Source organism: Bifidobacterium sp. W8110, assembly GCF_016101375.1.
Lineage (GTDB): Bacteria > Actinomycetota > Actinomycetes > Actinomycetales > Bifidobacteriaceae > Bombiscardovia > Bombiscardovia asteroides.
This window is the reverse complement of sequence record NZ_JACFQO010000004.1, coordinates 57,627-76,944: the sequence shown is the minus strand read 5'-3', so window position 1 is coordinate 76,944 and position 19,318 is coordinate 57,627. Positions and strand designations below refer to the sequence as shown.

The following is a 19,318-nucleotide window of genomic DNA, read 5'->3' as shown; positions in this document are numbered from 1 at the left end:
TCAGACGAAGAACGCGCAGTTCTACTTGTTGAGCACCTTCTGCGGATCGGCATCGAAGGTATCGACGCAGTTCTGCGAGCAGAAGTAGTAGGTCTTGCCCTGGTAGTCGCGCTTGGCTGCGGCCGTGCTGGGGTCGATGGACATGCCGCAGACCGGGTCGGTGACCTTGTCTGCCTGTGTCTGATTCTGCTGCATGTCGTCATGATGGTGGAAGAGTCCCATCTTATTTCCTTTCTCTTGGTTAGTGGAAATACTGAGGTCCCTGGTCAGGGCATCCATGTCGATTGGCCTGGTCTCCTTGACCGGCCTTGCCTTCAGGGGCGTATGCCGCAGCCGGTTGGCGTTGAGCACCACCGACAGGGAGGAGAAGGCCATGGCCGCTCCGGCGATCATGGGGTTGAGCAGGAGTCCGATGAAGGGGTAGAGCACGCCGGCGGCGATGGGAATGCCCAGGCCGTTGTACCCGAAGGCGAACCAGAGGTTCTGATGGATGTTGCGCATGGTCGCAGCCGAGAGGTCGATGGCCTTGACAGCCGCGTTCAGGTCGCCCGAGACCAGGGTCACGTCGGCGGACTCGATGGCTACGTCCGTTCCGGTGCCGATGGCCATGCCCAGGTCGGCTTGGGCCAGGGCCGGGGCGTCGTTGATGCCGTCGCCGATCATGGCCACCTTGTGCCCTTGGGCCTGAAGGGCCTTGACGATGCTCGCCTTGTCCTCGGGATGAATTTGCGCCACCACCCGGGTGACCCCCACCTGGCCCCCGACCTGCTCGGCGGTGCCCTGGTTGTCGCCAGTCAACATGATGGTCTGGATGCCACGCTCGTTCATGTCGTGGATGGCCTGCTTGGAGCCGGTCTTGACCTGGTCGGTCACGGCCAGAACTCCGGCAAGCCTGCCGTCGATGGCTACAAAGATGGTCGTGCGGCCCTGATCCTCCCAGCTGCGAGCGGTGTCGAAGAGGGATTGCGCGCCTGCCTGGTTCGCTGTTTCGTTCTCCAGGTCGATTCCCTTGCCTTCGAGCAGCCTGCGGTTGCCGACAAGGACGTGCGAGGTGCCCTTGCTCCCTTCGAAAGATCCTGAGGGGAAGGTCGCATCGATGCCGGCGCCGGTGACCGAGTCGAAGTCCTTGGCCGGGACCAGTTCCAGGTTGCGGTCCTTGGCGGCCTGGACGATGGCCTGGGCCAGGGGATGCTCCGAATTGCTCTCGGCGCTCGCGGCCGCCCTGATCAGCAGGTTTTCATCCAGCCCCTGCACACTCAGGGCATCGGCCAGTTCAGGCCGGCCCTGGGTGATGGTGCCGGTCTTGTCAAGGACGATGGTATCGACATCATGCGCCCCCTGCAGGGCCTCTGCCGAGCGGTAGAGCACGCCGGCACGGGCGCCACGTCCAGTCCCGATTGTCACGGATAGGGGAGTGGCCAGGCCCAGGGCACAGGGGCAGGCAATGACCAGGACGGAGACCGCCGCCACGATTCCGTATACGCCGCGGGGCATGGGGCCGAACATCCACCAGGCCACGAAGGTCCAGAGCGCCACCAGGATTACCCCGGGGATGAAGATGGATGATATTCGGTCGGCCAGCTTCTGGATGGGTGCCTTGGATGTCTGGGCCGTCTTGACCAGCCGGATGATCTGGGCCAGAACCGTGTCCTGCCCTACCTGGGTGGCCCTGTAGCGCAGGGAGCCCGTGCCGTTGACGGTGGCTCCGACCAGGGAATCACCCTTCTGTTTGAGGACGGGCATGGGCTCGCCGGTCACCATGGATTCGTCCACTGAGGATGATCCGGAGATGACCTGGCCGTCCACTGGCAGCTTCTCGCCCGGATGGACCTGAATCACGTCTCCTACGGCAACATCGTCGACGGCGATCTCTTGGGTGGTCTCCCTGCCGTCTTGGTCGGCCCTCACCACGGTGGCGGTCTTGGGCCTCAGACCGACAAGGGCGCGGATGGCATCGCCGGTGCCGCGCCGGGCCCGTGCCTCCAGAATCTGACCGAGGATCATCAGGGTGATGATGGTGCCTACGGCCTCGTAATACGGCTCGCGACTTCCCTCAGGTAGAAGCTGTGGAGCCACGGTGACCACCAGCGAGTAGAGGAAGGCCGTGGCAGTGCCCAGGGCAACCAGGGAGTTCATCTCTGGGGCCCGGTGTGCCAGGGCCAGCCACCCGGTGCGGTGGATGGGCCAGCCGGAATAGAACATCACTGGCAGGATCAGGACCAGCTGGACCCAGGGGTTCATCAGAATGTGGGGCATGGGCAGGAACATGCCGAACATGGCCGGGATGAAGACCGGGAGCGTGAAGACCAGGGCTACGATGAATCGCCTGGTCAGGTCGCGGATTTCCGCTGTGCGCTCCTGATCCGCCTCGTCCTGGTCGCTGCCGCCAGTGGTCTGGGCGGTTTTGGCGGCCTCGACAGGTTCGGCTTGCGAAGGTTCGGGTTGTGCCTCGGCACTGCCGGTCGTCGGTCCATCGGTGGCCCGGAGCATTCCGTGGAGCATGTTCATCCCGCAGGCAAAGGGGTAGTCGCCGGCCTTGGGTGGGGTCAGCTGGATGGTCGAGGTCTGGAAAGCGGGCAGGGTCTTGTCGATGTTGAAGTCGTTGAAGACCACGTGCGAGGAGCATTCCCCGCTTTCCTGGCGGTCGAAGACCAGCTTGACCGGCCGTCCGGCCTGAACCTGGATCAGCTGAGGGCTGTATCCGCCCTTGACTGTGATGTGGACGGTCTGAACGCCGCCCTCATCCCTGGCCTGGGTGGCCTTTCTGGGCGCGAAGAAGTACCAGATGATGCCTGCCGTGATGGCCAGGGCTGCGATAAGGACCAGGATGCTGCTCATGTGGCCTACTATACCCCCCAGGGGTATACTGATAGTGAATTTCGATATGGGTTTCACGGATTCGGGCCGGTCCTGGCTCCGCCATGAAGGCCATTGACCAGGAATGGAGTAACTCTTGCCCGGATATGCCAACGATAAAAAGCGGACCATCACCAGACTCCGGCGTGTCGAGGGCCAGGTCAGAGCCATTGAGCAGATGGTCGAGTCGGACACCTACTGCATAGACATCCTCACCCAGATTGCCGCCTCGACCAGCGCCCTGAAGTCGGTGGCCCTGACCCTGCTGGACGACCACATGAACCACTGCGTCCGCGAGGCTGCCGAAAAGGGGGGCGAGGAGGCCGACGAGAAGATGGAGGAGGCTTCCGAGGCCATCGCCCGCCTGGTCCGCTCCTAGCCCCCCCCCCCCCCATCAGCCAGGCCTAATCCGCCTGGGAATAGCAGTCCATAAGCAACGGGTATAGGCATTCTTCCGGGAATGGTTGGACTTCCGCTTTTCTCCTGTTAGATTGAACCCCAACCCCGGGCCGTTCGGTCCTGGGAAAGAGAGGTTGAAGGGGAGAGGCAATGTCGAAAACGAGTTGGGATTGGGCGGCCCTGATAGTGGTCGTCATTCTCTTTGCAGGACTGGCCCTGCTGAGCAGGAAGACCAAGGTCAACTTCAGTTGGCGGGTCATCATAGCGACGGTGTTGGGAATCCTGGTGGGTGTGGGCTTCTCCGGCCACACGACCTATGTAGGAGCATTCGGCAACGTCTGGTCCGAGGTCATCTCGGCCCTCGTGGTGCCGCTCCTGCTTTTCAGCATCATCGCCAGCATCAGCCGTATCGGCGGGTCTGGTCGGTTGAAGAGCATCAGTGTGAAGACCATTGTTCTTCTCCTGGTCAACACCTTCACAGCCGCCGTGATTGCCCTGGTTCTAGGACTGCTTTTCCAGGTCGGCAAGGGGTTCAACCAGGCCCTGCCCAAGGGGGCCAAACCTCGCCAGGTGCCAGGGGTACTCGATACTCTGGTCGGTCTCTTCCCATCGAATCTGGCGGACAATTGGGCCCACAACCAGGTCATTCCCGTCGTGATCTTCGCCATCCTCTTGGCGGTCTCTCTTAACAAGGCCGCCTCAACACCGCGCGGCGAGCAGAGCGTGGCCCCCTTCAAGGCTTTCGTGGAAGCCGGCAATGTGGTCCTGTCAAAGGCCACCCAAATCGTGGTCGGCTTCACCCCCTATGCGGTTCTGTCCCTGATTGCAGCCGCCATCGGTCGCAGCAATCTGAAGAGCCTTCTGCCCCTGTTGGCAGTTCTCTTGGTGGCATACCTGGGTCTGGCCATTCAGCTCTTCCTGGTCCAACCCCTGATCCTGGCCCTGGTCGGTAGGGTCAATCCTCTGCCCTTCTTCCGCTCCCTTTGGCCGGCGGGCGTGGTGGCCTTCACCTCGGAGAGCAGCATCGGCACCATTCCTGTCACAGTCCGTCAGCTGCGCTCTGCCGGCGTTCCCGAAGAGACGGCTTCCTTCGTGGCTAGTCTGGGAGCCAATCTGGGCATGCCCGGATGCGCCGGGCTCTGGCCCGTTCTCCTGGCGGTCTTCGCTATCAACGCCCAGGGGATTCCTTACTCTCCCTTGCGCTTCGCCCTCCTGATCGTCTTTGCCTTGGTGGTTTCCGTGGGGACGGTGGGTGTGCCCGGCACAGCCACGATCACCGCCACCTCCCTATTCACGGCGGCTGGCCTGCCCGTACCATTCATCGCTATCATGCAGCCTATTTCCCAGCTGGTTGATATGGGCCGCACGCTGGTGAACGTGGCTGGCGCAGCCAATACGGCAGTCATCGTGGCCAGGACCGAGAACGAGCTGGACCTGGATCTTTACAAGGGCCGCAAGGTCTTCGACGACCAGGACATTGAAGCGGACGAGGAGATACAACAGTCAGGGGACTAGGCCCTGTTGCGTTCCATTCCTGCGCACATGAGCAGGAAGGCGCCCACCCCGTGCATGTCGTTGATGCTGGTGGGTCGCTGGCAGTATTCCTCATAGCTCCCGGGGCCGGTTCCTACGCAGATGTCACCGATGAGGAGGTCATCTCCCTGCCACTCAAGGCTCTTTATGACCCCCTCATACCCCTTGTTGGCCGCTTCCAGATAGGTCTTGTCCAGAATGCCTTGGTCTACGGCCTTGCAGATGGCGGCCACGAAGAGACAGGTGCAAGAGTTCTCAGGCCAGTTGCCCTCCTGACCGACCTTGTCGAGAACCTGCCACCAGCGGCCGTCGGGGCCCTGATAGCGGCAGACGGCGGTCAGCAGGTCGCGGACCAGGTTTCGCAGATCCTCGCGGCCCGGGTGGTCCTGTGGAATCTGGTCGAGCTCATCCACAATGGCTACGGGCACCCAGCCGACAGATCGACCCCAGTATTCAGGCGAGAGACCAGTCTTCGGATCCGCCCACTGGGCTTGGCGAGAAGGATCGTAGGCATGCCGCCAGAGCCCGGTCTCGGGTATGCGCGTCTTCTTCTGCATGAGCAGGGCCTGCCTGATGGCCTCGTCCATCAGTGCCGGGTCCCCAAAGCGGCGACCGTATTCCGTCATGAAAGGTCCGCCCATGTAGAGGCCATCCAACCACATCTGTCCAGCCGCCCGCTGCTGGTGCCAGAAGCCGCCTTCGTTGTTTTTGGGGTAGAGCCGCAGCTCTCCGGCCAGCTGATCCAGGGCATTCCGGTATCGGGGATCCCCGGTTCGCTCCTCCAAGGGGAAAAGCAGAATGCCCGGTTGAATGTCGTCAAGGCAGATCTGGTCTTGGTTGAGTACGTGTCCGCGCTCGTCGACATTGGCATCCACCCATTCCTGCAGATAGGCCATGTCGTCCTCACGGCCATTGAGCAGAAATGTCTGGTAAACGCCCGACAGGAAGACCCCTTGGTGATAATGGAAGTGATTACGGGGCGGCAGATCGCTTCCTTTGGGGAATTTACGCCGCATGGTGTCCACGGCCGCCTGGGCGTACTGCGCTGGTGATGATGGTTTCATGATTCAGTCCCCTTTTTGTTAATCGGCATGATAATTGTCTCATCTGTTGAGGTCGTTTGACCAGTATCGCTCTGTAGCCTTGAAGCCATCGCCAGAGCTCCGGTGACGGGCGGGTCCTCCAACAGGCGGAGGCCGACAGGGCCGCCTGTCAATGAGGCAAGGACCCCGCTCAGCCTGTGGGCCATGATCGGTTGGTGGGTGATGACCCCGCCAGCAGCCACCACTTGGCGCCCGCAGGCCCCGGCATGAATGACTGCTTTCACGGCCAGGCCGATGCGGGTCACGGCCTGGTCCAATATTTCGTCGGCGATGGCCGAGCCTTTCTGCAGAGACCGGAAAAAGAGCGGAGCCAGACGCCCCCAGGCCTGTTCGTCTGCGGATGATCCGAAAGCCAAGGCTAACTGGTTGATGTCCCGCACGGTGAAGTGCTCCAGCAGATCCTGTGTCAGAGGATCTTCCATGACTGCCTCCGTTCCCGCGACGACGCCGCGGTTCAGTATTTCCCTGACTGCTTCCCGGACCAAGGCAGGGGCACTGCCGTAGTCGCCCAGAAGCCAACCGTATCCGTATCCGTCGGCTCGCACCAGATTGCCGGAGGTATCCCGACCGACAACGACCATGCCGGTGCCTACCACCAGATTCAACGCCTGCCTGATGCCCGCCGTCGGCCCCAGCAGCTCGGCGTCGTTGACCACGCGGATCCGCCATCCGGGCAGTTGTTCGGTCAATGCCGTCGTGGCCAGGTTCAGCTGCTGGGGTGTATCGGCCCCATGAAGCCCCAGACACAGCACAGCCGGCCCAGGTCGGCGTTTGGCCGCCTGTGCCTGTACCAGCTCGGCCAGTCGGCTCATATCGTGTGGAAGTACGGTGTCGCTGTTCCTCCGCCATGAGTCCGAAGCCAAGGTCAGGCTTTGGCGATGTCTTGAAAAAAGCGTATCGATGCGGGTCTTGGTTCCGCCTACGTCCACGCCGATCACAGGTAGGGGATTCCCCTGCCGCCTGCTGTCCATGCTAGACATTGAAGGCCGCCGTCCTGACCTGCTGGCTGATCAGCTCTCCCACGCCAATCAGGGGAGCTTTCCTGCCCAGCTGGGTTGCTGCGAGATCCGGCATGTGGGGGATGCGTCCGATCAGGCGCCGTCGGATGCCCTCCCGGATTCGCTGCCCTGGCAAGGTTGGAGCGATGTCCAGGACGATGATTTCCGGGTCGGCCACCAGGCAGATGTCCCCGATGGACAGACTGATCAAATCGATCAGGGTTTCCTCGCTTCGTTTGCTCGGTTGGTCCTCGACGGCGCTGATCTGGGAGATCTGCCATTCCAAATCGCCGCCGTATGTGTAGTGATTGTCCAGCGATTCCCGACTGGTCAGCGTGTAGCCCATCTCGCCGGCCATGCCATGGCTCCCCCGTAGGATGCAGCCGTCCACGACGATGCCGGCACCTACGCCGAAATGGCGGATGGTGTAGCCGACCACCGGGTTATGGTTTTTCCCTGCTCCTGCCAGGACTTCTCCATATGCATAGGCATTGGCGTTGTTTTCTACAAGAACAGGGCCTTTGTCGGCCGTACGCAGGATGTCGCCCAGGGGTACTTCATTCCAGCCCAATTCACTGGCGGCCGTAACCATGCCGTCGTTCTGGACGATGCCGGGCACGGCTACGCCTATACCGGTGCAGGGAATGGACCGATCTGCGGCCCAGCGATCCAGGAGCCGGGCCATGGCGGTAATGGCGCGTATGCGGCTACCGGTGCCCCCTTTATCGTCCTCTGGCGGTTGAGGCATGTGCTCCTCGTGCAGGATCCAGTCATTCAGGCTGACCACGGCTCCATCAATGGCTGTTCCTCTGACATTGACGACCAGAACGGCGTGGAAGCTCGGATTCAGATGCAGCAGGCGAACCGGCCGGCCTCGGCCATCGCGGTTCTTCGCGCTCTCCTGGATAATGCCTTCCTTCCGAAGCTGGGTGCAAAGTCGGTGGACAGTTGGCAGCGGGATTCCTGTCAACTCAGCGATTTGGGCCCGAGAAAGGCTATCGGTATGGCATAGGGTGTCTAGAATAACGCTCCTATTGGTTGTGACAACCCGATCTCTGTTCCCATGGAGGGCCATGTTCGCTCCTGCGGTCCGTCTGCCCATGTTTTTCCTGTCTCTCATATCGATGTGGTCGGTCTTTCTTTCCGCAAAGAGACCGATTGCCTGCTTGCCTTTCCGACATTTATTCTTATAATGATAGTAAATAGTAGTTCAGATTAAGATATTCCTGATGATTCACAGGTGGAGACGCCTGATTCATTGCGATTCTGAAAGTGCATCAATACAATAATCAACAGGAGTTTCACTATTTTGTTCACAGACTTTCGTTATCTATGCTAGTATTATTCTCAAGTTGATATCTCACGTGGACGTGAGATCGGACTCACAAAGGAGTGTCGTATGCCAAGGATAATTCGCCGATTCCTGGCCGCTGGAGTGGCGGTGGTCTCTATCTTCGCCCTGACCGCTTGCGGTGGCGGGTCCAAGGGAAATTCTGGGGCAGATGCCAAGGAGATCACCCTGACCTATTCGGATGATCAGAACAACGCCTACAAGACCATGGCCCAGAAGTACACCAAGGACACCGGGGTTAAGGTCAATATCATGGAGGTGCCCTATGCGGATCTCGGCACCAAAATCGCCAATGCCGCCAAGGCCGATGACCTTCCCGACGTGGCGCGTGTCCCCCAGATCAACCCTGTTTGGTCCGATCAGTTGGAGGATCTGACCAATATAGCCAATAATCATAATGCCATGAAAAGCCTTCTGCGCAAGTCTCCGGACGGCAAGATACTCACCATTGCCTCTGATTTGACAGCTGTGGGCCTCTTCCTCAATACCTCGCTGTTCGACAAGGCTGGTGTCTCCTATCCGGATCCCGACGGATCCTGGACCTGGGAGGAATTCATAGCCGCCTTGAAAAAGGTGCAAGCGGCTACTGGAGCCAAGTATGGCCTGGTCATGGATGCCTCCAGTCACCGTGAACGCTCTTTCCTCTATCAGTTCGGATCCAAGGGCGTCCGCAAGCATGCGGATGGATCCTGGGGTCTGGATGACAAGGCCAAGACGGCCCTTGAGTTCCTCAAGAGCATCGATGACGACAAGATCATGCCCAAGTCGGTCTGGGCTTCCAATGAGGATCCCTCGGCTCTGTTCAAGTCGGGACAGGTGGCCGCCTACTATTCGGGCAACTGGCAGATCGCTGATTTCAACACATCCATCACCTCGTTCACCTGGAAGAGTGTCATCATGCCTGCCTCGCCCACCAAGGCCACCAATGTGGGAACCAATTACATGGTCGCCCTGAGTCCTGCGGGCAAAAAGTTCCTCGACTGGTTCTACAGCAAGAAGAACTACACTGCCTTCTGCGAGCAGGGCAACTATCTACCCGCCCTCAACGACATCACGCCTAAGTATGCCAACCACAACGAGGACATGGAACTCTACCAGAAGATCATTCGTGAATCCGATCAGGATGTGCTTTCCCGCCAGGTCATGACCCAGCTGGAGCTTGCACTGAAGGGCGCTGTTCTGCCGAGCCAGGACCCCATGAAGGACGAGACGATCAAGTACCTGTCTGACGAGCAGGATGTAGACACGACCGTGGCTAATATGAACCGCCTGTTCACCAAGTCCTACACCGTCGACAACAAACAGTGAATCCACTGGTTCGGCAAAGACTATGGAGGTGAGGTCTATGGTGAGGTCCCATGGAAGAGCGGGTGAGGGCGGTAAAGCGCCCAGGAGAATGAAAAAGCCGCTGGCAGCGCCCTTGTTTTTGATTCTGCCCGCTGTGGTGCTCTATGTGATTTTCTTCATCTGGCCTGCAGCAATCGGACTCTTTTATTCCTTCACCAACTACAAGGGCCTGTCCAAGTACCGGATGGTGGGCCTGTCCAACTACACCACGCTGCTGGCCGACCATGACTTCTGGTCCTCACTATTGCGCACTTTTGAGTACATCCTGTGCTCGGTGCCTCTGAACGTCTGCCTGTCCCTGCTGGCGGCGGTTCTGGTGACCAATCGGAAGGCAGTCGGCCGGACCCTGGCCCGCACCCTCTTCTTCATCCCCTGGCTGGTCTCTCCCATCATCACCGGTCTGATCTGGCGATGGATGTTCGGCGAGGGCTTCGGCATCGTCAATCAGGTCATCCAGGGGCTGGGCGGACACCCCATGCGTTGGGCAACCGATGCCAACCTCTCCTTCCTGGTGCTTATCCTTGCCGGCGTCTGGGCCGGAATGGCCTTCAATATGCTGCTGTTCATCACCGCCCTGGAGAATGTGCAGACCTCCCTCTATGAGGCGGCCTCACTGGACGGGGCCAATATCTGGCAGAAGTTCGTGCACATCACATTGCCCGGCATCGCTCCGACCACCTTCATGGTCGTCCTGTTGGGCACTATCGGAGGCATCAAGGAGTTCGCCATGGTCCAGGCCCTGAACGGGGGCGGACCAGGCACGTCCAATCGACTGGTGGTCCAGTACATCTACGAGACAGGATTCTCCAACTCCCGCATCGGCTACGCCTCGGCAGCCTCCATGGTTCTGCTGGTCATTCTGGTTGCGGTATCGCTGCTGCAGATGCGCCTGAACAAGAAAACAGGGGGTCGCTAGATATGCATGCTGTATCTGTGAGAACGTGGTGGCAACGGGTCAAGACAGACGCACCCTCCACCATAATGATGTGGTTCCTGGTCATCTGCTTCGCCTTCCCGGTATTCTGGCTGATTCTGTCCTCCTTCAAGGGGCCGGATGAGCTTTTCGCCGTGCCCATGAGCTTCCTTCCCCGCCGATGGACCACTGCGGGCTACGCGGCGGCCTGGAGCAGGATCGACTTCGCCCGTTACTTCGGCAATACGGCAGTAGTTGCCATCATCACCACCGTGCTGACTGTGATCGTGAGCTCCATGACCGGGTATGCACTGGCCAAATATGACTACTGGTGGACCAGGCTCTTCTTCATCGGCATACTGCTGACGACCATGCTGCCCACTGAGGTCATAATGTCGCCCTCCTTCATTGTCGTGCGCGACATCGGCTTGTACAACACCCTGGCCGGTATAATCGTTCCCTCGATCATCACCGCCACCGGCATCTTCATGTTCCGCCAGTACTACCTGACGGTCCCTGATGAGATGATGCAGGCGGCCCGTGTGGACGGATGCTCCGAACTGCAGATCTTCCTGCGCATCATGTTGCCCATCGCCAAGCCCTGCATTGTGACCCTGGCCATTTTCTCCTTCCAGTGGCGCTGGAACGACTATATCTGGCCATTGCTGATTCTCAATGACTCTAAACGGTTCACTCTGCAGGTGGCACTGCGGACGCTGGTTGGTGCGGAGAAGATCGACTGGGCCATCCTGCTGCCGGCATCTGTCATCTCCATGATCCCGCTGGTTCTGATTTTCATGTTCTGCCAAAAGTACATCGTTGGTTCGGATGTCGATGCAGCCTTCAAGGGCTGAGCCATGTCCGGGCGGACATTCCATGGAGGAAAGGCCTATGTGATGTCAGATATGTCCTACACCCAAATCCTGAGCAGTAGCTCGCTGCGATTCGTTCGCACACGCTTGCAGGCTCTGGATAGGGATTCTGATTTGCTGGCTGGTTTGTCGCACCGTCCGACGATGGAGCTGATCAAGGCCGTGGTTGCTGTGTCTGCAATATGTCCCTCCGGGCAGACGGCGGACTTGGCCGAAATGCTCCCGGCCCTGCTGGAGCACTTGGCCGACTTACAGTTGGAGGAGGGGCTCTTCTCTGGCGGGGATAATCTGGTTTCTCCTCCCGATAGCGCCTTCACCATCAATGATCTGTGCCTGACCTTGGAGTTGATGCAGGTCCAGGACTGCCCCCAGTCCGTGATCCAGGCCGTGCGTGAACCCCTCTTTGAGATAGCCCGCCGTGCCGCCCCGGCCATGTTGCAGGGGGGCGTGCATACTCCCAACCACCGATGGGAGATAGCCAGCGCCCTGGTTGGGCTCAACCTCTTCCTGGGTGGGAGCGAACTGCGTTCCCGTGCTGAGGCCTGGCTGGCCGAAGGCATCGATATTCAGCCCGATGGTCTCTATTCGGAGCGCAGCCCCAACTACGCAGCCTATGTGACCAACCCATGTCTGATTGCCATGTCGCGCAGGACCGGACATACCCAATACCTGGACCTGGTCGAGAGGAACCTGCGCGCCCAGGTTGCTCTGATGCGACCAGACGGAATGATGGAGACCGTTCAATCGCGTCGTCAGGACCAGAACCGGCCATTCGACCCCGAGCCCTTCCTTTCGCAGGCCCGGCTGTTGGCTGTGGTCAAGGGCGACCCGCGGGTGGTTCGCTGGGCCTCGTGGCTTTCCCGGCGCCGTCTGGCTGATCCGGCTCGACATCTGGCTGAGCTTCTGGTGGATCCGCGCCTGGCTGGGCCTCTGCCCCAGGTCGATGGGGCCGAGGACCGCGATGATCGGGTTCAGGAGTATCAGCAGTCCGGGCTGACCAGGGTCCTGCTGTCCGGAGATTCATGGGCTCAATCGAGCATGACAGCCTCCATTTATGCCGGATCGGACTTTCCCGATACTGGTCGGGTGGCCTCGGGGCTGGCCAACAACTCCACGATTGTCGATTTCTCAACGCCTGGGTTGACTCTGGAGACACTGAGAATATCCCCGGAGTTCTTCGGCCTGGGTCCGTTGCGCCCCGGCCACTGCGTCAGACAGGGCAACAGGCTGGCCTGGGTCATGCGCGATATACGTACCAGCGGCTATTACCAGCCGCTTGATCAGAGATTCTGCCGAAACGATGCTGCATACCGGTTAACCGACGAAGGAAGGTTCTTCGCCTGCATGGACTTCGATCGGCGCCGACGGGACGATCTGACTCTGTCTACGCGGATCGAAGTCGAGATGTGCCCGGATGGATTCAATCTGCGCGCCCGCTTTCAAGGTCCCGTCACTACCTATACGTGCCTGTTGGCTCTGCAGGGGGACCAGATGGGGATTCGTGCCGGAGCCAGGGCCGATGGCAATGGGGTTTGGAGGATTTCCGAGGCGCAGCCGGCGGAGATCGTAGCCGGGGCCGAGGATGATCGCACCTGTTTGCGCCTGAGCATTCAGGGCCGACCGTCTGAGCATCCCCTGGCATACGATCCCGGGGAATGCTATACCTACCCGGGAGGCGACGATGCAGTGGCTGGCCAGAAGTTGATTTACTCGGGGTCGACCGCCGGAGATCTGGTTCTTTCGGCTCGCTGGCAACGGAGTATGGCAAGAGCATGAAACAAAGTCAAACCCTGCAGACATTGCTATTACAGTTGACCAATCAATCGGAGATGGTGAGGAGGAAGCCCAAGGATGATTACCGTTGCAGTGAGGGGGCATGACGTTCCCGGGGTCGATGACTTCGAATCCCTGGGCGCCCGACTGGAGGGGTATGGGGTCCATGCGGTCCAGCTGTCTCTGGCTCGGCAGTTCCCCGATCTGGCTTCGGTGGACCGAATCAATCCCGGCATTGGTCAGACCTGTCGTCGTCAGTTGGGGGCGCACGGGGTCGATGTGGCTGTACTGGGGTGTTATATCAACATGATCCATCCCGACCCGGTGCGTCGGGAGGCCTTGCTGCGGCAATTCGAGGCGCATCTGCGCTTCGCGCGCTGCTTCGGCGCGCCGATGGTGGCCAGCGAGACAGGTTCGGTTCTTCCCGAGCCTACAAGTCGCACCGAGGCCAACTTCACTGAGGAAGCCTACCGGCAGGCCCGCGCATCCATATCACGGCTTGTGGCCTACGGGGAGCGTATGGGGACCATGGTCGGCATCGAGCCGGGCATCAACCATCCCATCTGTTCGGTGGCGCGCACTCGGCGGCTGCTGGATGAGATCGATTCGCCCTACCTGGGCGTGGTCTTCGATCCGACTTCCCTGATTTTTGCCGGCAATGCCGGGGAACAGATGGACTTGGCCCGGGCCGGGTTTGATGCCTTTGCTGACAGGATCCTGGCCGTTCATGTACGGGACTATCGAATCGTACCCGGCAAGGAACAGGTCCAACCCTGCGACAATGGCGAGGGGATCATGGACGTTCCCGCCGTTCTGGATCTTGTCAAGGCCTATAGGCCCATGTCGGCTGTGGTCTTCGAGGAGACCAAGGGGCCGGCCATCGCCCGCGTAGTGGAGAGATATGCCAATTATTGAATTGACGTATATTCGCGTCCGCGGAGCAGAGGAAAACGGTTGGGTTCCTTGGATCCCGACCAATTCGTAAGGAGGTTATCATGACAGGGTTTTCCATGGACCAGTTTTCACTTAAAGGTAAGGTAGCGCTGGTCACCGGGGCCGTCTACGGCATTGGATTCGCCATTGCTTCGGCCTTGCATGAGGCAGGCGCCACCATCGTCTTCAACGCCTCCAATCCCAAATCGGTGGATCGTGGATTGGCCGCTTATCGGGAAGCCGGGATTCCGGTGCATGGCTACGTCTGCGATGTCACGGATGAGCAGGCTGTGGCGGCCATGGTGGAGCGCATCGGCAAGGAGGTGGGTACCGTAGACATCCTGGTCAATAACGCAGGCGTCATCAAGCGCATTCCCATGCTTGACATGAGCGCCGCCGATTTCCGCAAGGTGGTGGACGTGGATCTGAATGGCCCCTTCATCGTCTCCAAAGCTGTGCTGCCGGGCATGATCGCCAAGGGCGCAGGGAAGATCATCAACATCTGCTCCATGATGAGCGAGCTCGGAAGGGAAACAGTATCCGCCTATGCGGCGGCCAAGGGCGGTTTGAAGATGCTGACCCGAAACATCTGCGCCGAGTATGGGCACGCCAACATCCAGTGCAATGCCATTGGCCCAGGCTACATCGCCACACCACAGACGGCTCCCCTGCGCGAGCGCCAGCCTGATGGATCCCGGCACCCATTCGATCGGTTCATCATCTCCAAGACCCCGGCTGCCCGCTGGGGTTCGACCGCAGACCTACAAGGGCCTGCAGTCTTCCTGGCTTCCCCGGCATCCGACTTCGTCAACGGTCAGGTGCTGTATGTGGATGGGGGCATCCTGGCTTATATCGGCAAGCAGCCGGAGTGAACTGCGGTGCCAGAATCCCACTATATTGACAATCTATCAGCAAAGGAGAATGCACGATCATGAAAGTGGCATTAATCAACGAAAATTCTCAGGCCGCCAAGAATCAGATTATTTTTGAGACCTTGAAGAAGGTCTGCGACAGCAAGGGATATCAGACTTTCAACTACGGCATGTACGGCAAGCAGGGAGAGAGCCAGCTGACCTATGTGCAGAATGGGCTATTGGCATCCATTCTGCTCAACGCTGGGGCAGTCGACTTCGTGATCACCGGCTGCGGCACAGGTCAAGGGGCCATGACCGCCCTGAACAGCTTCCCCGGGATTGTCTGCGGTCTGGCGGAGGAGCCCACTGACGCCTATCTGTTCAGCCAGATCAACGGAGGCAACGCCCTGTCGATTCCCTTCGCCAAGGGTTTTGGCTGGGGCGGTGAGCTCAATCTGGAGCTGATCTTCGAGCGGCTCTTCGCAGAGCCCATGGGAGGCGGCTATCCCAAGGAGCGGGCTGTGCCGGAGCGTTGCAATGCCGGTATCCTGCAGAAGGTGAAGGCTCAAGTCTATCGTCCTCTCACCGAAGTGCTGGATAGGCTGGATCCTGATTTCGTCAAGGAAACCATAGCAGGCGAACACTTTGCGGAATACTTCATGGCCAACGCCCAGGATGGGCCAATCAAAGACCGCATCGCTGCCCTGCTGGCCTGAACGGCTAAAGACAGGTCAGAAAATATAAATGAGGCGCCGGGATTCCGGCGCCTCATTTATATCTACAAGTGCGAACGGAGGGAGTTGAACCCTCACGAGCATCAGCTCACTGCCACCTGAAGACAGCGCGTCTACCATTCCGCCACGTTCGCAGACAACTGAAAAGGTTAGCACGGTTGTCTGCGCGGCGCAATAAGGGCGTGTTGGTTCAGCCCTTGGATCCGTGAGCGTAGAACCGGGCCAGGGTCTCCTTCTTGTACTCGTCAAAGTAGCCGCCGTCGATGGACTGGCGGATTTCGTCCAGCAGCCTCACAAAGAAGCGTTCGTTGTGGATGGTGGCCAGCGTGTAGCCGTTGAGCTCATGGGCGCGAAGGAGATGGTCGATGTAGGCCCGGGAGTAGTGGGTGCAGGTGTAGCAGTCGCAGTCCTCTTCGATGGGTCTGAAATCGGTCTTGAACTGGGCGCGCTTGATGTTCCAGCGGCCGTCACGGGTGAAGACGGCCCCGTTGCGGCCGCAGCGGGCCGGGGATACGCAGTCGAAGGTGTCCCCGCCGTTCTCCACGCCTGCAAAGATGTCGTCCACGGCGGCGATGCCCAGCACGTGCCTGGGCCGGGATTCGGGCATTTCGTCGCAGATCCAGGCGCAGGTCTGTCCCAGCAGCCGTTTCTCTATGGCGCCTCCGATGCCCACGCCGTCGAAGTCCAGGGAGGCGATCTGGCGGGCGGCGCGTCTGCGCAGGTCCTCATAGTTGGCCCCCTGTACCACGCCGAACAGGGCCTGGTAGGGCTTGCCGGTCCGTGCCTGGGTCAGCCTCTGGTGCTCCTCCACGCAGCGTTTGGCCCAACGGAAGGTGCGCTCCACTGACTGTTCCTGGTAGGTGCGGGTGTTCATCAGTGTGGTCAGCTCGTCGAAGGAGAACATGATGTCGGCGCCGATGCGGTGCTGGATGCCCATGGAGATTTCGGCCGAGAAGCGGTGACGGTCACCGTTGAGCGGAGACTTGAAGGTGACTCCGTCCTCGTCCACGAAGGCCAGGCGCTCCTTGCCTTCAGCAATCACCTGGTCCGATTTCATGCCGGTCACGTCCATGGCCAGGGTCTTCTTGAATCCAGCCCCCAGCGAGAGGACCTGGAAGCCGCCCGAGTCGGTATAGGTGGGGCCGTCCCAGTTCATGAACCGGGCCAGGCCGCCTGCTTGGTCCAGAATGTCGGGACCGGGACGTTCAAACAGGTGGAAGGCGTTGGCCAGGAGGACCTGGGCACCCAGCTCCCGCATCTGCTCGGGCAGGACGGCCTTCATGGCCGCCTGGGTGGCCACGGGGATGAACGCGGGGGTGTGGATGTCTCCGTGAGGGGTGTGGATGATGCCGGTGCGGCCGTAGCGGCGGCCATCGTGTCCCAGGCCTTCGGCGCTGTCAGGGAGGCGGTTCAGGGTCTCGAAAGAGAATGCAGCGCGGTCGCCGGGTCGGCCCGGCGCGGTTCCCAGTGGGTTGGTGATCAGGCTCATGGCTCCACTGTATCCAAGACTTCCAACCGTCCCGCTGCCGCCCTGCGTACAGTCGATGTGACTTTCATCCAATGTTCAGACAACATTCAGCATTTCGGCTCTAGACTTGGAAGCAATGCATGCGAGGACCCGCTTCGCCTGTCAGCCGGAAACAGCAAAAACCGCGGGCGACGGGGTAGATTGACAAGCGTGACCGAATAGCAGGCAGCGGCATCGATCCAAAGGAGCAGAAATGGCTGAAGAGCACAAGGCCGACCCTTGGAGGGGCGGCGATGACGATCAGTCCTGGCAGCCAAGCCACATCGAGCGCGGGGCCGCCGATCAAGAGCAGGAGACGGGAGCTTCCACGGACCAGACTGATTCTGCTCAAGTCCCTGCGACAGAAGAAGGGGACCAGCAGACCCAGGCCTGGGACCAGAGGCCCACCACCCCCATCGCCATGCCTGGTGGTGATGCCCGGCCTACGACTACGGAAAACGGGTCGAATGACGATAGCGGCACCGGGACTTCAGCCTTCGCTTCCAGTGGCTCGACCACGGGGCAGGATGCGCCGACGCAGCAGCAGCCTTTCTACCGGCCTGCGCCCGAGTATGGAGCTTACGCGCCAGCAGGCTCGCGTCTGCCTGCCAACGATCAGGGTCAGCAGCAGCCGAACCAGCAGCCCAATAACCAGGGGTATGGTTCCAGTCCTCAGCAGGGTTTCTTCGGACAATACGGGCAGCCTGGCCAGTTCGGTCAGGGTGGCCAGCCCCGTCAGAATGCCGGCCAGAACCCTCAGGGTGGCCAGCCCTCCGGTCAGGGACCGTTCGTGCCCTTCGGCTCCGGTGGCCCCAATGGCCGGCCTGGTCCAGTCAACAACGCCGGCAGCAACATGAGCGGCACGGGCAAGTACGTCTTCACCGCCGTGGTGGCTGCACTAGTGGCTGCTGCCCTCATGTTGGGCCTGGGTTGGGCGGCACTGTCCAACGGATGGATCACCCTGCCATCGTCCTCCTCGCTCAGCGGGGTCTCCTCCAACTCCTCGGGCCAGGGCACAGCCAAGGTCCAGGGCGGGCAGGCTCCTGACTGGCAGACCATCAGCAAGCAGGTCTCCGAGTCCGTGGTCTCCATCCAGGTGCAGACCAAGAGCGGGGTGGGGGCCGGATCGGGCGCGGTCTTCGATACCCAGGGCCATGTGGTCACCAACAACCACGTAGTCGATGGCGCCCAGGAGATTCACGTCACCCTCTCCAACGGGCAGATGTACACGGCCAAGGTGGTCGGCACCGACACCACGGCCGATCTGGCCATCCTCAGCCTGGATCATGCGCCCTCCGACCTGAAGCCTGTGAAGTTCGCCGACTCCGAAAAGCTGGCTGTGGGCGAGAATGTCATGGCCATTGGCAATCCCTTGGGCTACGAGAACACGGCCACCACCGGCATCGTCTCGGCTCTGAACCGCCCGGTCTCGGTCATGGACGAGAGCAACAACAACCCCATTGTGACCAACGCGGTTCAGCTGGATGCGGCAATCAACCCCGGCAACTCGGGCGGTCCAACCTTCAACGCGGCTGGCGAGGTCATCGGGATCAACTCCTCCATCGCATCCATGGCCTCCTCCAAGTCCGAGGCGGGATCCATAGGCATCGGGTTCGCCATCCCGTCCAACCTGGTCAAGCGGATTGCCGATGAAATCATCAAGGACGGCAAGGCCAAGCATGTCTCCTTGGGTGTCACCATCCAGAGCAGCACGGCCCAGGCCGATGGGGTAACCCGAGGCGGGGCCAAGGTCACCAAGGTGGTCTCCGGCTCACCGGCCGACAAGGCGGGCATCAAGACGGGCGACACCATCGTGGCTTTCAACGGCCATGCGGTCAACAACAACTACTCCCTGCTGGGCTTCGTCCGGGCTGCCGCCTTCGGCGATTCGGTCAAGATCACCGTGGTGCGCGACGGCAAGACCGCCGAATTGAGCGCCACACTGGACAGCGAGGAGCAGACCGTCCAGGGCAAGCCCAGAACCAACAGGAGGAACTCGGACGGCAGTGGTCAGGACGGTGACTCTGGCCAGGGCGGTTCGGGCGACGACGATGACTCCATGGATCCCTTCCGCTTCTTCTTCGGGCAGTGATCCGGGACTGAACCCAGGGGCCGCATCCGTCAGATGACAGGTGCGGCCCCTTG

The 19,318-nt window shown here is 60.4% G+C and carries 15 protein-coding genes and 1 tRNA gene; 10 read left to right on the top strand and 6 right to left on the bottom strand.

The window, feature by feature from the left end:
- Positions 1-21: 21 nt before the first annotated feature.
- Positions 22-2,838 carry a heavy metal translocating P-type ATPase gene (locus tag H3T88_RS07200; RefSeq protein ID WP_198204107.1) on the bottom strand — a complete coding sequence of 939 codons (2,817 nt, stop codon included), beginning with the start codon at positions 2,836-2,838 and terminating at the stop codon, positions 22-24.
- A 115-nt stretch (positions 2,839-2,953) separates the two neighbouring features.
- Here H3T88_RS07200 and H3T88_RS07195 point away from each other — a divergent pair, with 115 nt between their 5' ends.
- Together H3T88_RS07195 and H3T88_RS07190 are read left to right on the top strand one after the other, a co-directional pair.
- A complete protein-coding gene (locus H3T88_RS07195) occupies positions 2,954-3,235 on the top strand; it encodes a metal-sensitive transcriptional regulator (protein WP_110416674.1) in 282 nt (93 codons plus the stop codon).
- Positions 3,236-3,405: 170 nt separating this feature from the next.
- Positions 3,406-4,770 (top strand): dicarboxylate/amino acid:cation symporter, encoded by a 1,365-nt coding sequence (locus H3T88_RS07190; protein ID WP_198204106.1) that lies wholly within the window; start codon positions 3,406-3,408, stop codon positions 4,768-4,770.
- Here the strand turns inward: H3T88_RS07190 and H3T88_RS07185 are convergent.
- Genes H3T88_RS07185 through H3T88_RS07175 form a run of 3 tightly spaced genes read right to left on the bottom strand, consistent with a single transcriptional unit; the run spans position 4,767 to position 7,964 of the window.
- A complete protein-coding gene (locus H3T88_RS07185) occupies positions 4,767-5,852 on the bottom strand; it encodes a glycoside hydrolase family 88/105 protein (protein WP_198204105.1) in 1,086 nt (361 codons plus the stop codon). The genes H3T88_RS07190 and H3T88_RS07185 overlap by 4 nt on opposite strands.
- Positions 5,849-6,871, bottom strand: coding sequence for a sugar kinase (locus H3T88_RS07180; protein WP_198204104.1), 1,023 nt, complete (start codon positions 6,869-6,871; stop codon positions 5,849-5,851). Before H3T88_RS07180 ends, H3T88_RS07185 begins: the two co-directional genes overlap by 4 nt.
- Positions 6,864-7,964, bottom strand: a complete 1,101-nt coding sequence (locus H3T88_RS07175; RefSeq protein ID WP_269749015.1) for an ROK family transcriptional regulator — start codon at positions 7,962-7,964, stop codon at positions 6,864-6,866. The genes H3T88_RS07180 and H3T88_RS07175 overlap by 8 nt, the downstream gene beginning before the upstream one ends.
- 324 nt (positions 7,965-8,288) lie before the next feature.
- On the opposite strand from H3T88_RS07175, the gene H3T88_RS07170 reads away from it, so the two are divergent.
- The 7 genes from H3T88_RS07170 (at position 8,289) to H3T88_RS07140 (ending at position 15,648) form a co-directional block, all read left to right on the top strand.
- Positions 8,289-9,548, top strand: a complete 1,260-nt coding sequence (locus H3T88_RS07170) for an ABC transporter substrate-binding protein (RefSeq protein WP_198204102.1) — start codon at positions 8,289-8,291, stop codon at positions 9,546-9,548.
- An 88-nt stretch (positions 9,549-9,636) separates the two neighbouring features.
- Positions 9,637-10,503, top strand: coding sequence for a carbohydrate ABC transporter permease (locus H3T88_RS07165; RefSeq protein WP_232347244.1), 867 nt, complete (start codon positions 9,637-9,639; stop codon positions 10,501-10,503).
- 17 nt (positions 10,504-10,520) lie between these two features.
- Positions 10,521-11,354 carry a carbohydrate ABC transporter permease gene (locus H3T88_RS07160; RefSeq protein WP_332461026.1) on the top strand — a complete coding sequence of 278 codons (834 nt, stop codon included), beginning with the start codon at positions 10,521-10,523 and terminating at the stop codon, positions 11,352-11,354.
- 39 nt (positions 11,355-11,393) lie between these two features.
- Positions 11,394-13,148 (top strand): hypothetical protein, encoded by a 1,755-nt coding sequence (locus tag H3T88_RS07155; protein WP_198204100.1) that lies wholly within the window; start codon positions 11,394-11,396, stop codon positions 13,146-13,148.
- A 75-nt stretch (positions 13,149-13,223) separates the two neighbouring features.
- The gene (locus tag H3T88_RS07150; RefSeq protein ID WP_015021139.1) at positions 13,224-14,060 is read left to right on the top strand and encodes a sugar phosphate isomerase/epimerase family protein; all 837 of its coding nucleotides are present in this window, start codon (positions 13,224-13,226) and stop codon (positions 14,058-14,060) included.
- Between the two features lie 80 nt (positions 14,061-14,140).
- Positions 14,141-14,950: a gluconate 5-dehydrogenase gene (locus tag H3T88_RS07145; RefSeq protein ID WP_015021140.1), complete on the top strand. Its 810-nt coding sequence runs from the start codon at positions 14,141-14,143 to the stop codon at positions 14,948-14,950.
- A 59-nt stretch (positions 14,951-15,009) separates the two neighbouring features.
- Positions 15,010-15,648: an RpiB/LacA/LacB family sugar-phosphate isomerase gene (locus H3T88_RS07140; protein ID WP_015021141.1), complete on the top strand. Its 639-nt coding sequence runs from the start codon at positions 15,010-15,012 to the stop codon at positions 15,646-15,648.
- A gap of 69 nt (positions 15,649-15,717) precedes the next feature.
- Here the strand turns inward: H3T88_RS07140 and H3T88_RS07135 are convergent.
- Together H3T88_RS07135 and tgt are read right to left on the bottom strand one after the other, a co-directional pair.
- A tRNA-Leu gene (locus H3T88_RS07135) sits at positions 15,718-15,800 on the bottom strand.
- 56 nt (positions 15,801-15,856) lie between these two features.
- A complete protein-coding gene (gene tgt / locus H3T88_RS07130; RefSeq protein ID WP_015021142.1) occupies positions 15,857-17,155 on the bottom strand; it encodes a tRNA guanosine(34) transglycosylase Tgt in 1,299 nt (432 codons plus the stop codon).
- Positions 17,156-17,387: 232 nt separating this feature from the next.
- Between tgt and H3T88_RS07125 the strand changes: the two genes are divergently transcribed.
- Positions 17,388-19,265 carry a S1C family serine protease gene (locus H3T88_RS07125; protein WP_198204099.1) on the top strand — a complete coding sequence of 626 codons (1,878 nt, stop codon included), beginning with the start codon at positions 17,388-17,390 and terminating at the stop codon, positions 19,263-19,265.
- Positions 19,266-19,318: the final 53 nt, after the last annotated feature.

Bases quoted from the DNA above. Each gene is read 5' to 3' on its own strand.
- H3T88_RS07200 (WP_198204107.1), bottom strand. From the start codon at position 2,838: ATGAGCAGCATCCTGGTCCTTATCGCAGCCCTGGCCATCACGGCAGGC.
- H3T88_RS07190 (WP_198204106.1), top strand. From the start codon at position 3,406: ATGTCGAAAACGAGTTGGGATTGGGCGGCCCTGATAGTGGTCGTCATT.
- H3T88_RS07185 (WP_198204105.1), bottom strand. From the start codon at position 5,852: ATGAAACCATCATCACCAGCGCAGTACGCCCAGGCGGCCGTGGACACC.
- H3T88_RS07180 (WP_198204104.1), bottom strand. From the start codon at position 6,871: ATGTCTAGCATGGACAGCAGGCGGCAGGGGAATCCCCTACCTGTGATC.
- H3T88_RS07175 (WP_269749015.1), bottom strand. From the start codon at position 7,964: ATGGCCCTCCATGGGAACAGAGATCGGGTTGTCACAACCAATAGGAGC.
- H3T88_RS07170 (WP_198204102.1), top strand. From the start codon at position 8,289: ATGCCAAGGATAATTCGCCGATTCCTGGCCGCTGGAGTGGCGGTGGTC.
- H3T88_RS07165 (WP_232347244.1), top strand. From the start codon at position 9,637: ATGAAAAAGCCGCTGGCAGCGCCCTTGTTTTTGATTCTGCCCGCTGTG.
- H3T88_RS07150 (WP_015021139.1), top strand. From the start codon at position 13,224: ATGATTACCGTTGCAGTGAGGGGGCATGACGTTCCCGGGGTCGATGAC.
- H3T88_RS07145 (WP_015021140.1), top strand. From the start codon at position 14,141: ATGACAGGGTTTTCCATGGACCAGTTTTCACTTAAAGGTAAGGTAGCG.
- H3T88_RS07140 (WP_015021141.1), top strand. From the start codon at position 15,010: ATGAAAGTGGCATTAATCAACGAAAATTCTCAGGCCGCCAAGAATCAG.
- tgt (WP_015021142.1), bottom strand. From the start codon at position 17,155: ATGAGCCTGATCACCAACCCACTGGGAACCGCGCCGGGCCGACCCGGC.
- H3T88_RS07125 (WP_198204099.1), top strand. From the start codon at position 17,388: ATGGCTGAAGAGCACAAGGCCGACCCTTGGAGGGGCGGCGATGACGAT.